Genomic DNA, 14,029 nt, shown 5'->3' on the forward strand with positions numbered 1-14,029 from the left:
GGGCAGCGCGTTCGGGCGCAGGGAGGCTGCGCCAATATTGGGCGGCACCCTAGCATCAAGCTTTCGGCGTTTGAAGCCCTTTATGGGCCGGGACTTGTCAGATCAGTTCACTCAGGCCCTCGCCCTCTACCATAGCCACGCTATCAAGGTGGGCAAGCGCTTCTGCAGCCGATGCCGTCACCGTGATCAGGTCGGCGTGGGCGGGCTTTGCAAAGCCTTCGGTGACGATGCTTCGCACCAGCGTGACGAGTGCATCCCAATAGCCGCCGGAATTGACGAGAACGATGGGTTTGCGGTGCAGGCCGAGCTGTGCCCAGGTGACGATCTCGAACAGTTCGTCAAGCGTGCCAAGGCCGCCGGGCAGCACGAGAAAAGCGTCGGACCGGTCGAACATCATTTTTTTGCGTTCATGCATCGACCCGGTGACATGGATTTCAGCAAGGCCCCCTTGCGTGATTTCCACGGCGTCCAGATGGTCGGGGATGATGCCGATCACACTGCCGCCGGCGTCCACCGAGGCGCGGGCGACAAGGCCCATCAGGCCGATAGAACCGGCGCCGTAAACGAGATCAAGCCCGCGTTCGGCAAGGCCTTTGCCAAGCTCGGTTGCTTCGCGCGCATACACCGGATTGGCCCCGGTGCGCGATCCGCAATAAACACACACGGATTTGAGGGGTTGAAGGGTCATATTCTCTCCACAATATAGGGCGACAAGGGCATTATGGCCGTCGATGCTTCTATCTGGCCGCAAGGCCGGAATCGGGCCGCTCTCAGAAACATCTTTCAACATTAGCGGCCGATTGTTAATGAACAACAAAACTAACAGGCGTTCGACCCATCATGGCTTTTGAAACAGAAAACGACGGATTGCCGCCGAAGGTCAAGCTGGCAGCGATCATTGTGATCGTCCTCGCTGTCTCGGCTGTGATCTGGCAATTCACTGCAGGCAATGGCACCCCGGCTCCGACCGGCCCCGTTGTCCCCGGCGCCAAGGAACAGCCGGTTGCCGAAGCACCGCAAAAGCCGGCGTTCGATCTGGTGCGGATCGCGCGTGGTGGCACAGGCGTTATCGCCGGTCGCGTGGCGCCCAATGCCCATGTCACGCTTTATGCCAATGATGTGAAGATTGCCGAAGTGGATGCCGACGCCCAGGGTGAATGGGTGATCGTGCTGGAACAGCCGCTGGAAGCCGGGTCTGTTTCTCTCAATCTGAAAAGCCATGATCCGGCGACCGGTACGGTGGCCGAAGCCGATGATGTGGTCGTGGTATCTGTCCCTGAGCCCGACGACCGCAGCTTTGCCGAACGCGACGAAAGCGGTGTTGTTGCCGTTCTCAGCCCCAAATCGGGCGAGGGTGGCAGCCGCCTGTTGCAGAAGCCGGGTACGGCCTCCATTGCCGAAGTAGGTGACAGCCTTTCGGTGGACGCACTTGACTATGGTGACGGCGGTTCGCCGGTCATCAGTGGCCGCGCCCTGCCGCGCGTTGATGTGCGGGTCTATGTTGATGATGAATTCATCGGTGTCACCCGGGTGAAGGATGATGGCACCTGGTCGGTGACCGCAGCCAACACTATTGGTGGCGGCCGGCATACGATCCGGGTGGACCAGACGATTGGTAAGGATGGCACCGTGCAGCTCAGGATCGAGCAACCGGTGGAAGCTGGCCTGCCGCTTGACCCCCGTCAGGCTGCGGGCGGTGTGATCGTGCAGCCGGGCAACACGCTGTGGCACATCGCGCGGCAGCTGTATGGCTCCGGTGTGCGCTATACGATGATCTTCAAGGAAAACAGCGAAGTGATCCGCGATCCGGATCTCATCTATCCCGGGCAGATGTTCCGCCTGCCGGAAGGGGAACGGGGCTGAGGTGCTGCCTCAGTCCAGCGGCTTCAGGTGCGCGCGCAGCGACCGCAGGTGATTTTCCGATTCGAGCAGGATAAGCGTCAGCGCGCCCATCAGGCTGGCGCCGGCCATATAATCCTCGGTCGTCGTGATGCTCGAAAATTCAACCATGCCATCGCGGTTCATCCGGTAGGCGCCGTCCACGCCGCGATTGTTGAGGAAAAGCCGCTCAAGCGCGAGGCCGCGCTGCAGTTCGTCCTCGATGGTGAAATAGACCTGCCCGAGCTTGGCATTCAGCCGGATTTCGCCGCCATTGCCGCCCTTTTTCAGCGAGCGTGCATGGAAGTGAATGCCTTCCCACTCGAAATCGATCTCGTCGAAGCGGGCCTCATCAAGGTTTTCAAGATGCCCCTTGGCGCGTTCGAGACTGTCATGCAGTTTCATAGGTCGAAACTTTCACCCGTTTGGGAAACGAAAGGACGGTTCACCCGCAATAGCTTGAAGAAGCTCTTTTAAACAAGCGTTAAATTGTAGGAAGACGTTCGTTGACAATTGCCCCGCCATCTTGCCATGAAGCCGCCTTTGGGGCCAGCGTGATCGGGCTAAGCTTGACGACGCGGGCCCAAATCGTCAGTGTGTCCTGAATTTTACAGGTCCCCATACGGGAAAAGGTTTGTTTCGATGAAAGCAATGGATGTCGTGATGACGCCGATTCACCGCGAAGGTCATCTCTTCGTGGCTTTGTTCTTCGCGGCGTCGATCGTCTTGATGGCGCTGTGGGCGCCGCTTGGCTGGATCGGCCTCGTGCTGACAGCATGGTGCCTTTATTTCTTCCGTGACCCGCACCGCGTGGTGCCGGAAGAGAAGGGCATCCTCGTAAGCCCCGCCGACGGCACCGTTTGCCTGATTATGGAAGCGACCCCGCCCGCCGAGCTCGGCATGGGCGACGAGAAGGTTACCCGTGTCTCGATCTTCCTTTCCGTGTTCAACGTGCATGTGAACCGCGTGCCCGCCGCCGGCACCATCACCGGCCTTGCCTATGTGCCCGGCAAATATCTGAATGCCGCCGCTGAAGAAGCGAGCGAGGAAAACGAGCGCCAGCTTGTCCGTATGACGACCGAAGACGGCGACGATATTGCCTTCGCACAGGTTGCAGGGCTCGTGGCGCGTCGTATCCTCTGCGACCTTGAAGAAGGCCAGAAGGTGGACCGCGGCGATCGCATGGGCCTGATCCGCTTTGGCAGCCGCACCGATATCTATCTGAGCGCCAAGCTGAAGCCGATGGTGAAAGTGGGCCAGACCATGATTGGCGGCGAGACCGTCATCGCGCGTCGTTCGGCCTGAAGCATCGGGACGCCCCATGGATAATCGTCCCCTTCTTTTCCGCGAGATATCGATCCGCACCATCTTGCCGAATGTGGTGACGCTGCTTGCCTTTGTGGCTGGCCTCACCGCCATTCGCTTCGCGCTTGCCGGCAAGTGGGAACTGGCCGTCTGGGCCGTGATCGTGGCCGGTGTGTTCGACGGGCTGGATGGCACCGTCGCAAGGCTTCTGAAAAGCACCAGCCGTTTCGGGGCGGAACTTGATTCGCTTTCCGATAACGTCGCCTTCGGTGTGGCGCCGGCGGTTGTGCTTTATCTCTGGACGCTTGAAAGCATCGACCGGCTCGGCTGGGCCTTCGCGCTTCTCTATGCCATCGCCATGGCGCTCAGGCTTGCCCGCTTCAATGCGCGCATGGAAGACGAGGACGAGCCCCGCCGCCGCCTCGGTTTCATCACGGGTGTGCCAGCGCCGATGGGTGCGGCGCTCATGCTGATGCCCATCATGATCGATCTGGTGGCGGAAACCGATCTGGTGCGCGGTTATCCCCGCATCATCGGCCTTTATGTGATGTTCGTCGCCATGCTGATGGTTTCGACCCTGCCGACATGGTCGCTGAAGTCGATCCGCATGCCGAAGCAATGGTTCTCGCCCTTCATGCTGTTGATCGGCGCGATTATCGCCGGGCTTTTCGCCCGCACGTGGGAAGTGATCATCCTTCTGGGGCTCACCTACCTTGCGACGCTGCCGTTCAGCTATGTGGCCTTCAAGCGCCGCGTAGGGCAGAAGCAGCGGCAGGGCGCCGAGCTGCACTCACCGAAAGAATGACGAAGAACTGGCCGCTACTCAGCGGCCAGTTTGTTTTCGTCAGCACTTGCAGCGACGTCGCTGTCGGCTTTGCGGCCACGGCGGGCTTGCCATTTGATCCGCAGCTGTTCGCGTGCGGCGAGGGCGGCGGGCGTGAACACAAGGGTCAGCATCGTGGAGGCCCCAAGGCCCCACACAACGGCAACCGCCAGATCGACCCAGAATTTCGAGGTCGGCGAGCCGAACTCGATATCCGCATCGAAGAAATTGACGTTGAATTCAAGCGCCATCGGCAGCAGGCCGATCATCGTGGTGCCGGTGGTGAGAAGGATCGGCCGCAGGCGCTGGGCGCCCGTGTGTACGATGGCCTCAAGCGGGTCGATGCCATGCTCGCGGAAGCGGTTATAGGTGTCGATCAGCACGATATTGTTGTTCACCACGATCCCGGCGAGGGCGACGATGCCGATGCCCGTCATGATCACCGAAAATTCGCGCCCCGTGACGAACAGGCCAAACAGCACACCGATGGCCCCCATGATCACGGCAGTGAGGATGAGGGCGGTCTGGTAGAAGCTGTTAAACTGCGCCAGCAGGATGAGGCCCATCAGCGCGAGCGCGAGGAGCATGGCACCGAACAGGAAACTTGAGGCTTCCTGCTGGAATTCGTCGCTGCCCTCGAATTTCACATTCACGCGCGGGTCCAGCTTGGCGGCGCCTTGCCATTCCTTCATGGCATCCACCACGCGGTTCACCTGCACATCGTCGCGCACGTTGGCGCTGACGGTGACGGAGCGCTCGGCGTTCGTACGGGTGATTTTGCCGATCTTCGGCGTCGGCACCCGGTCCACGAGGTTGGTAAGCGCGACCGGCCCCTTCGGCGTCATGATCGTCAGTTCGTCAAAGGCCTGGATGCCACGGGCATCCTGAGGCAGGCGGATGCGGATATCTTCCTCGTCGATGGAATCAGCGGGTCGGTAACGCCCGGCGAGCATGCCGTTGGTCATCAGCTGGATGAAACTGCCGACGGTGGTGACATCGGTGCCATAACGCCCGGCTTCGGCGCGGTCCACATCAAGCGACCAGTCGATACCCGGCACATGGAGCGTGTCTTCCACTTCCACCACACCGTCAATCTCGCCGAGCTTGGCTTTCACTGTCGCGACGGCACCTGTCAGCAGGGCAGGGTCTTCGCTGGAAAGCCTGATCTGGATATCCTTGCCCTGGATCGGGCCGAAGCTGACTTCGGAAAGTTCCACCTTGATGCCTGCCATATCGGCCGTGCGTTCGCGCAGCTCGTTCTTCAGGTCTTCGTAGCTCTGGCGTTTGTTCCAGTCATCAAGCATCAGGTTGACGCGGCCGACGACGTCTTCGGAGCCGGTGATATCGTTGTTGGTGAGCATCGTGGTGCTCCACACCGCTTTCACGCCGGGTGTGTCGTAAACGCGGTTGCCCACGCTACGGACAAGCCGGTCGATCTCGCCAATCGACATATTGCCGCGAGCATGCACCAGCAGGCGCACCAATGGCGGATCACCTTCCGAGAAAGTGCGGCTGCCAAGGTTAGCCGCACCATAGGCCATCACGATCATCACCATGATCACGACAGTGCCGGCCAGAACGCGGAAAGGCCTGCGCACCACGGCTTCAAGGATTTCACCGTACCAGCGGGTGAAGCCGGTGAGCCGGTTGACCGAGAAGCTCGCGTCCTGCGACAGGGCCTGCATGGCGGCGACATTCACCTCGCTCGGCTTGCCGATGGTAGCGCCAAGCGTTGGCAGGAAGACGAGGGCCACAAGCAGCGAGCCCATGAGGGTATAGATCACCGTGATCGGGATATATTTCATGAACTCGCCCATGATGCCGGGCCAGAAGATGATCGGCAGGAAGGCAGCAACTGTGGTGAGCGTCGAGCTGATGATCGGCAACCCCATTCGCTTGGCGGCAAGGCTGTAGGCTTCCTGCCGGTCAAGGCCTTCAACCATCTTGCGGTCGGCGTATTCGGTGACGACGATGGCGCCGTCGACCAGCATCCCGACCGCGAGAATGAGGCCGAACATCACAACGTTGTTGATGGATTCGCCTGTGTAATGCAGACACATGATGCCGAACAGGAACGAGGCGGGCACGGCCACGCCGATGAGCATGGCTGCGCGTGTACCAAGGGCCGCTACCACGATGATCACCACAAGCACGATTGCGGACACCACGTTGTTGCGGAGCGTATCAAGGAAGTCGGCGACCTCCACCGACTGGTCGAACAGGTAGTCGATCTGGATACCGGCGGGCCAGCTGGCACGCATCTTTTCAACCACCGTTTTGGCCTGTTCGGCCGCTTCCACCACGTTCGCCTCGGTGCGTTTCATCACATCGATCGTGTAGGCGGGCTGGCCGTTATAGTGCGACAGGCGGGTTGCATCCTTGAAGGTGCGGCGAACGGTCGTCAGGTCGCGAAGCGTTACCACGCCGTCAGTCGAGGCCTTGATGGGCAGGTTGAGGACATCGTCCGGCTCTTCCACCAGCCCGTCCACGCGCACCGAGAAGCGCCCCGATGCGGTGTCAAGCGAGCCTGCCGCCACCAGCCGGTTGTTGTTGGCAACAACGCTGTATAGCTCGGCAGGGGTGACATTATAGACGGTCAGCTTGGCCGGATCGATCAGCACCTCAAGCATCTGTTCGCGCTCGCCGCCGGTTTCCACTTCGCGGATCAGCGACTGGGCCTCTAGCTCCTCGCGCACTGAGCGGACGATCTGCGCCATGGTGCGTTCGGGCACGGGGCCGGAAAGAACAATGGTCAGCACCGGCTCGTCGGACGTGCTGAATTCCGAAAGGGTCGGCTCCAGCGTGTCGTCCGGCAGGCGCGAGCGGGCCATGTCCATCGCGTCGCGCACCAGCTGGCGGGCGCGGTCCTGGCTCTGGTCCGGGTGGAACTCGGCGATCAGGTAAGCGCCGCCCTCGCGGCCCACGGCATCCAGCCGCTTCAGGCCTTCAAGGCCGCGCAGCTGCACTTCCATCGGTTTGATCAGCAGCCGCTCGGCATCTTCCGGCGAGATGCCGTCATGCGAGATATTGATCAGGAAAACCGGGAAGGGGATATGGGGATCCTCCTCCTTCACGATATTGGCGTAGGAAAGCATCCCGGCGATCAGGATGATCGACAGGAGCGTCAGGATAAGGCGTTTGGAGCGGACGAAGAAGTCGATCATGCCGCTCATGACGTGGCACTTTCTTCAACAAGGCGGACCTTCTCGCCGTCAGCCACAAAGTCCTGACCCGTGGTGATGATGCGGATATCGTTCGGCAGGCCCGCCACCCAGACGCCGCCTTCGGCGTCATCCAGCACCTCAACCGGCATGAAGGTGGCGCGGTCTTCCCCATCCACCAGCCGCACGCCAAGGCGGCCTTCCTTGTCGAGGATGAACCACGACGGCGACAGGAGATGCGCATGGGTGCGACCGATCGGCAGGCGGATCGTTGCGGTCAGGCCTTCCTTCAAGGTGTGCTCAGGGTTCGTAAGCTCGACTTCCACCCGGAAACCGCGGGTTTCCAGATTGGCGGCGGACGCGACGTAACGGATACGCCCGGTCATGTCCGGCAGGCCCTTGACGGAAACCGTGGCAGGCTCGCCAACATCGAGATCACTGACGAAGGCTTCAGACGCCTCGGCAACGGCCAGGAAGGGCTCTTCCAGCATCAAGGTTGCGCAGGTCGAACCCTTTTGCAGGTAGCTTCCGACTTCGGCCTCGCGGGTTTCCACGATGCCATCGAACGGGGCCTTGATGCCGGTGTGGGCCAGATCAAGCTCGCGCCGGTCAACGGCGGCGAGGGCGGCATCGAGCTGTGCCTTGGCGGCTGCTGTTTGCGTTTCAGAGCGGTGCCCCTTGGCCGCAAGCGCGACGGCGGCGTTATATTCAAGCTGGCGCTGGTCCAGAAGCGCCTTTGCCTCGGCAAGGCTTGCCGCGCGGTCGGCGGTATCGATCCGGCAGATCACGTCGCCCTTTTTGATCCGCGTGCCTTTCTCGACCGGTGTGGCGATCACGCGACCATCGATCTCGGACTTCAGGGCGACTTTGCGCAGGGCTTCCGTATGGCCGCGCACCGAGGCTTCATGGCCGAAATCGCGGGCCGTGAAGGATTGATAGACAACGGGAAAGGCCTTGTCGCCGGTTGCCGCTTCCACCGCCTGTTCGTGGCGGGGCCCTGAAACGATGCCAATGGCAAGATAAAGGGCAAGGGCACCAGAGATTACAAGGGCAGTCGTGACCGGCTTCATAAGCTATTCCAGTATCTTCAAATATATGCCTGCGCGCAGTTTTCGGCGAATTGCGGCAATTTTACGTCAGATGTTACGAAGCCGGGGCCATCATGCCTGCGATCAGGCCCTTTTTTTTCTTCACGAGAAAATCATGGGCGGCTTTCTGCATGACGATCCCGTATTCCAGCACGAAGCGAGAGGCAGCACCTTCCTCGGCGCCCAGCATGACCTCGAGCGCCTCGATCTGCTCGCCGTGGTGGGCGATGCGCTCGTCGATCAGGTCCTCGATACGGTGCGGGGCCACGGCTTCAGCGAACAGAAGGGCGGCCAAAAAGTCCGACCGGTTGCGGTCAGGCCCCGGCGAGTTGGCGAGGGCGGCCTCAAGCTCGGCGCGGCCAGCGGGCGTCAGGCTGTAAATCTTTTTGTCCGGGCGTTTGGACTGGGCTTCTGCGCGGCAGGAAATCAGGCCTTCTTCGGTGAGCCGGGTAAGGGCAGGGTAGATCGAGCCAAAGCTCGCTTCGCTGAAGAAGCTGAAGCTGCCTTCGGCAACCATCTTCTTGATCTCGTATCCTGTCGCGTCACCAAGGCTGAGGATGCCAAGGCAGAGTGTGGGGATATCCATTCTTTGTCTTTCTATATCGGGCTGTCATATGAAGATGGCATCTGTGGCGCCTTTGTAAAGGGGGGAGGCACAGAAATCGGTAGCCCTTCGGGTTTTGGCGCGCCCCTTGCTTGCCAATCGCGTCGGGTATGGCATTCCGGTTGCGGGCGCCATGAGCTAAAGTGACGTTCCAAGGATGGGGTGCAGTGATGTTCAATCATTATACGAAGACTTCTCTTTCCGGCCTTCTGGTTGCCCTCACACTTTCGGGCTGCGGCGCGCTCGGGATCGGCGGCAAGGACGAGGATGTGCAGAAAACATCTGACCGCCGTGACCAGATTCTGGTGAACACGGGGGCAACCGGCCCGCAACCCGGCCTCAACGGCCCGGTCGAAGATCGGGTGCTGCGCGACAAGTTCCGTGACCTTGAAGGCGTGTTCATGCGCGTGGAAGAACGGCTCGGCAATATTGAAGGTCGGCTCAACGCGCTTGAAGCCAATCAGGTGGCCTCGGCGAGCGAAGCGATGACTGCCCAACGCGATTCGGCCTCTGCTTTCAGTGCCGAACTCGACAGCCTGAAGCAACAGGTTGCCACCCTGAACAACGTGAACCGCAATCAGGCGCAGGAACTGCAGCGCCTCAATGCAGATGCCGAGCGGGCGCGGCAGGCCTCGATGCCGCCTCGCTTCAGCGTGCATCTTTCATCCTACCGTACCATCGAACAGGCGCGAGTCGGGTGGAGACAACTTGCGGCTGCATTCGGTGCGCCGCTTGGCGAGCTGAAGCCATATATTGTGACAGAACAACAGGATGGCCTCGGTTCCTTCATCAAATTGCAGGCTGGCGTGCTGAACAGTCAGCAAGCAGCGGACGAACTTTGCGCCACATTGAAGCGCATGTCGGGCGATCAATTCTGTGCTGCAATGCGGCTGGCTGGCGATCCGTTACAGTAACGAAAACGGCAACTTGCAGGCATGGTGCAGTGCGGCAAATAATATTCGCATGCGCAACAAGTTCACATAACGTACAAGTATTTGAAAAAAATAATAAAAAGGCCGTCGTGAGGCCTTGACAAAAGAGGCCATTTTTTGTCGGATACACCCACCTTCGGGGAAATGCTTCAGATAGTGCGACTTGGGGAGGTTGAGCCCTATCTGATACTAGCGCTGGTCAAACGGCTGCTGACATTTCCTCGAAAGGCCGGGCAGCGTCCCGATGGGGGGAAAACGCTCGGATTCTGGCGCGGCGAGAGGGTGCAAGCCCAATCTGCCGCGCCATTTTTTATGTGCTGGCCTCAGGGCGCACAGCCAATCCCGAACTTCAGTTGAGACGCAGGCCGCTGGCGCTGCCCATCGGGCGGCTGGCCCGGCGTTGCCGCCAGAAACGCGACACGGGGCCAAGGGCATCCTGGAACGCGGTCATCCCGAAGGCGCCGATCATCACAAACAGGCCGAAGAGCAGGGCATGGAGCAGGCTGGTCATCTGGTCGTCCTCTTGAATGTTCTTGTTGTGTTCTTATTCTGCTATTGTGCGCCCGTCAAGAACAAAAAAAGAACATATCACTTGAGGTGGTGTACGGATGGCTTTGTGTTGCTAAGGCCTGCCTGCTGGTGTTAAGAGGAACTCAAGTGCGCCGGAACGGGCGCCTGCCTTGGAGGCAGGCCCAAAACGATCCGGCTAGAAAATACGAAGAGCGCCCTATGTCGTTAGACGAAATCAACGCGGGGTCGCCGGGCGCCGATGGGGAAATGACTCCACCGCGCAGCACCGAGCGTTCACCAGCCCGGGCCGATGGTCCGGGATCGCGCACCAGCCGCCCTCAGGCGCGGCCCGTGTATAGCGCGATCGACCTTGGCACCAACAATTGCCGTCTCCTGATCGCCCGACCGACCGCCGGTGGCTTCCGTGTCATCGATGCCTTTTCGCGCATCGTGCGGCTCGGCGAAGGCGTTGCGCAAACCCGTCGCCTTTCCGACGACGCGATGAACCGTACCATCGAAGCCCTGAAGGTCTGCGCCGACAAGATCGACCGGCGCGGCGTCACCTGCATGCGCCATGTGGCGACCGAAGCCTGCCGCATGGCCGAGAACAGCGACGAGTTTCTGGCGCGGGTGCGCGAAGAAACCGGCATCAATCTGGATATCATCAGCGCGGGCGAGGAAGCGCGGCTTGCTGTCATGGGCTGCCAGTCGTTGATTGCCCCCGGCAACCGGCATGCGCTGGTGTTCGATATCGGCGGCGGCTCCACCGAGCTGATCTGGGTGAAGGTGCTGCCTGAGCGCCGCACCGAGATCCAGGGCTGGATGTCGATCCCGTGGGGTGTGGTCTCGCTGACCGAAGCCTTCGGCGCCTCCGGTGCTACGGTGGGGATCGATAAATATCACCGCATGGTATCGACCGTGCGCGATCACCTGCAGGCGTTCGAGGACGCACATCAGCTGTCGAAGGTCGTCAAGCGCAAGCGGGTCCAGTTCCTGGGCACGTCGGGCACGGTGACGACGCTCGCGAGCCTGCATCTGAAACTGCCGCGATACAGCCGGGACCGTGTGGACGGCGCCTGGATGAAATCGTCGGAAATTGCCCGTCTTTCCTACAGTGTCGCCATGATGTCGCATGAGGAACGGGCAGCCGAGCCCTGCATCGGGCACGAACGCGCCGACCTTGTGGTGGCGGGTTGCGCCATCCTCGATGCGATCCTCGGCATGTGGAATGTACAAAGCCTGCGCGTGGCCGACCGTGGCATCCGCGAAGGCATCCTGCGCGGCCTGATGTCGCCCGAACGCTCGCTGCCCCAACAGGCGCGGCGCGGTTATCGGGGCGGGCGGCAGCAGGGCCAGCGATGAGTGAAGGACAGGACTGATGGCGAAGGGCTGGAACAGTCAATCGAAGACAAAAAGCCGGGCGCGCGGCCCCAAGGTGCGGGTGAAAACCGCCCGTGGCCGCACGGTCAGCTCCACCCGCTGGCTGGAACGCCAGCTGAATGACCCCTATGTGGCCGAAGCCAACCGGCTGGGCTATCGCTCCCGCGCGGCATTCAAGCTTCTGGAGCTTGACGAGCGCTTCAAGGTGCTGGACGGTGCCAAGCGGATCGTCGACCTCGGCTGTGCGCCGGGCGGCTGGACACAGGTGGTGATGCAGAAATTCAAGGGCCAGATCCCGGTCCTCGGGATCGACCTGCAGGAAGTGGAGCCGATCCCCGGTGTCACCTTCGTGCAGATGGACTTTCTGGAAGAGGGCGCGGACGACAAGGTCCGTTCCTATCTCGACGGCGCACCGAATATCGTCCTGTCCGACATGGCAAACTCCGCGACCGGCCACCGCCGCACCGATCAGGTGCGCACGATGATGCTGGCGGAAGCGGCACTCGAGTTCGCGATCGACAATCTCGAGGAAGGCGGCACCTTCGTCGCCAAGGTGCTGCAGGGCGGAGCGGATAACGACCTGATGGTGCGGATGAAGAAGCATTTCCGCACGGTCAAGCACGCCAAGCCGCCTTCAAGCCGTCAGGACAGCAAGGAATGGTTTGTGGTGGCCCAGGGCTTCCGCAAACTTTCGCCTGCCGAAGCCGCCGCGGAAAGTGATCGCGAAAGCGCAGAATAAGGCCAAATTACGCGTTGTTTTTTCCGCGCTCCCGGCGTATTGAACGGCGAACATCAAAAGAAGCCCGGCTTGCCTCTCGTCCTTTGCGGGAGGCTTTGTCCATTCGGCTTCTCCCTCAAGCGACAGGAAAGACAATGGATATTCGTCTCGGCCTTACTTTCGATGATGTTCTTCTGGTTCCCGCTGCAAGCGACGTGATGCCGGCACAGGTGGATGTGAAAACCCGCATCACCCGTGATATCGAGCTGAATATCCCGCTTCTCTCCGCCGCCATGGATACCGTGACCGAAGCCCGTATGGCCATCGCCATGGCGCAGAACGGTGGTATTGGCGTGCTGCACCGGAACGTGACCGTTGAAGAACAGGCCGAGATGGTCCGTCAGGTGAAAAAGTACGAATCGGGCATGGTCGTCAACCCGCTGACGCTGTATCCCGACGAGACGCTGGCTGAAGCCATGGAACTGATGTCGCGGGCCAAGATTTCCGGCATTCCGATTGTGGAACGCAACGGTGGCCCCGGCCCCAAGAAAATCCTCGGTATCCTCACCAACCGCGACGTGCGCTTCGCGTCCAACATGGCGCAGCCGATTGCCGAGCTGATGACCCGCGATGTGGTCACCGTGCGTGAGGGCGTTTCGAGCGACGAAGCCAAGCGCCTGTTCCACCAGCACCGCATTGAAAAGCTGATCGTGGTGGATGATGAGCAGCGCTGCGTGGGCCTTATCACCGTGAAAGACATGGAAAAGGCCGTCGCCAACCCCAACGCCGCCAAGGATGCGCAAGGCCGCCTGCGGGTGGCTGCTGCCACGACCGTGGGTGACAAGGGCTATGAGCGTGCCGCAGCGCTTGCTGAAGCCGAATGTGATCTGGTGGTCCTTGATACCGCCCATGGCCATTCCGAGCGCGTGGTGGAACAGGTTCGCCTGATCAAGAAGGCTTTCCCGAAGCTGCAGCTGGTGGCGGGCAATATCGCCACGGCTGACGCCGCCGCAGCCCTTATCGACGCTGGCGCCGATTGCCTGAAGGTCGGTATCGGACCGGGCTCCATCTGCACCACGCGGATCGTGGCCGGTGTGGGCGTGCCGCAGCTGACGGCTGTCAGCGACGTTGCCTCCTACGCGTCCAAGCACAATATCCCGATCATCGCCGATGGCGGCCTGCGCACCTCGGGTGACGTTGCCAAGGCGATTGCCGCCGGCGCCAGTGCCTGCATGGTGGGCTCGCTGCTGGCCGGTACGGAAGAGGCACCGGGCGAGGTGTTCCTCTATCAGGGCCGTTCCTACAAGGCATACCGCGGTATGGGCTCGGTCGGTGCCATGGCGCGCGGCTCGGCTGACCGCTACTTCCAGGACGATGTGAAAGACACGCTGAAACTGGTGCCGGAAGGCGTTGAAGGCCAGGTGCCCTATAAAGGCCCGGCTGCCGGCGTGATCCACCAGCTGGTGGGCGGCCTGCGGGCCTCGATGGGCTATACCGGCAACCGCACGGTGCCCGAGATGCGCAGTAACTGCCAGTTCGTCCAGATCACCAACTCGGGCCTGCAGGAAAGCCACGTCCACGACGTGACGATCACCCGCGAGTCGCCCAACTATCCCTCGAAATAAGGTGC

Annotated in this window: 13 protein-coding genes; 7 read left to right on the top strand and 6 right to left on the bottom strand. The window is 61.0% G+C overall.

The window, feature by feature from the left end; genetic code table 11:
- Nucleotides 1-97 precede the first annotated feature (97 nt).
- Nucleotides 98-688, bottom strand: a complete 591-nt coding sequence (locus PH603_RS09235) for an LOG family protein (RefSeq protein ID WP_289502089.1) — start codon at nucleotides 686-688, stop codon at nucleotides 98-100.
- Between the two features lie 152 nt (nucleotides 689-840).
- Here PH603_RS09235 and PH603_RS09240 point away from each other — a divergent pair, with 152 nt between their 5' ends.
- Nucleotides 841-1,863 (top strand): LysM peptidoglycan-binding domain-containing protein, encoded by a 1,023-nt coding sequence (locus PH603_RS09240; protein ID WP_289502090.1) that lies wholly within the window; start codon nucleotides 841-843, stop codon nucleotides 1,861-1,863.
- Between the two features lie 9 nt (nucleotides 1,864-1,872).
- Here PH603_RS09240 and PH603_RS09245 read toward each other — a convergent pair whose 3' ends face one another.
- Entirely contained in the window at nucleotides 1,873-2,283 is a 411-nt protein-coding gene (locus PH603_RS09245; RefSeq protein ID WP_289502092.1) for a hypothetical protein, read from the bottom strand.
- A 237-nt stretch (nucleotides 2,284-2,520) separates the two neighbouring features.
- Here PH603_RS09245 and PH603_RS09250 point away from each other — a divergent pair, with 237 nt between their 5' ends.
- Complete coding sequence (locus PH603_RS09250) at nucleotides 2,521-3,183, top strand: phosphatidylserine decarboxylase (RefSeq protein WP_353507349.1); 663 nt, start codon at nucleotides 2,521-2,523, stop codon at nucleotides 3,181-3,183.
- A 16-nt stretch (nucleotides 3,184-3,199) separates the two neighbouring features.
- A complete protein-coding gene (locus PH603_RS09255) occupies nucleotides 3,200-3,988 on the top strand; it encodes a CDP-alcohol phosphatidyltransferase family protein (protein ID WP_289502093.1) in 789 nt (262 codons plus the stop codon).
- A 14-nt stretch (nucleotides 3,989-4,002) separates the two neighbouring features.
- On the opposite strand, the gene PH603_RS09260 is transcribed toward PH603_RS09255, so the two are convergent.
- From PH603_RS09260 to PH603_RS09270, 3 genes are all read right to left on the bottom strand, one after another.
- On the bottom strand, nucleotides 4,003-7,179 hold the full coding sequence (locus PH603_RS09260) for an efflux RND transporter permease subunit (protein ID WP_289502095.1): 3,177 nt from the start codon (nucleotides 7,177-7,179) through the stop codon (nucleotides 4,003-4,005).
- On the bottom strand, nucleotides 7,176-8,237 hold the full coding sequence (locus PH603_RS09265; protein ID WP_289502097.1) for an efflux RND transporter periplasmic adaptor subunit: 1,062 nt from the start codon (nucleotides 8,235-8,237) through the stop codon (nucleotides 7,176-7,178). Before PH603_RS09265 ends, PH603_RS09260 begins: the two co-directional genes overlap by 4 nt.
- Before the next feature lie 73 nt (nucleotides 8,238-8,310).
- Nucleotides 8,311-8,841: a PadR family transcriptional regulator gene (locus PH603_RS09270; RefSeq protein ID WP_289502098.1), complete on the bottom strand. Its 531-nt coding sequence runs from the start codon at nucleotides 8,839-8,841 to the stop codon at nucleotides 8,311-8,313.
- Between the two features lie 185 nt (nucleotides 8,842-9,026).
- On the opposite strand from PH603_RS09270, the gene PH603_RS09275 reads away from it, so the two are divergent.
- Nucleotides 9,027-9,773 (top strand): hypothetical protein, encoded by a 747-nt coding sequence (locus tag PH603_RS09275; protein ID WP_289502099.1) that lies wholly within the window; start codon nucleotides 9,027-9,029, stop codon nucleotides 9,771-9,773.
- A gap of 367 nt (nucleotides 9,774-10,140) precedes the next feature.
- On the opposite strand, the gene PH603_RS09280 is transcribed toward PH603_RS09275, so the two are convergent.
- Nucleotides 10,141-10,302: a hypothetical protein gene (locus PH603_RS09280; protein ID WP_289502100.1), complete on the bottom strand. Its 162-nt coding sequence runs from the start codon at nucleotides 10,300-10,302 to the stop codon at nucleotides 10,141-10,143.
- A 350-nt stretch (nucleotides 10,303-10,652) separates the two neighbouring features.
- On the opposite strand from PH603_RS09280, the gene PH603_RS09285 reads away from it, so the two are divergent.
- From PH603_RS09285 to guaB, 3 genes are all read left to right on the top strand, one after another.
- On the top strand, nucleotides 10,653-11,663 hold the full coding sequence (locus PH603_RS09285) for a Ppx/GppA phosphatase family protein (protein ID WP_289502102.1): 1,011 nt from the start codon (nucleotides 10,653-10,655) through the stop codon (nucleotides 11,661-11,663).
- 16 nt (nucleotides 11,664-11,679) lie between these two features.
- The gene (locus PH603_RS09290) at nucleotides 11,680-12,420 is read left to right on the top strand and encodes an RlmE family RNA methyltransferase (RefSeq protein ID WP_289502104.1); all 741 of its coding nucleotides are present in this window, start codon (nucleotides 11,680-11,682) and stop codon (nucleotides 12,418-12,420) included.
- 134 nt (nucleotides 12,421-12,554) lie between these two features.
- Complete coding sequence (gene guaB / locus PH603_RS09295; RefSeq protein ID WP_289502106.1) at nucleotides 12,555-14,024, top strand: IMP dehydrogenase; 1,470 nt, start codon at nucleotides 12,555-12,557, stop codon at nucleotides 14,022-14,024.
- The last annotated feature ends 5 nt before the right edge of the window (nucleotides 14,025-14,029 follow it).

The organism is Gimibacter soli (genome assembly GCF_028463845.1).
GTDB classification, from domain to species: Bacteria; Pseudomonadota; Alphaproteobacteria; order Sphingomonadales; family Kordiimonadaceae; genus Gimibacter; species Gimibacter soli.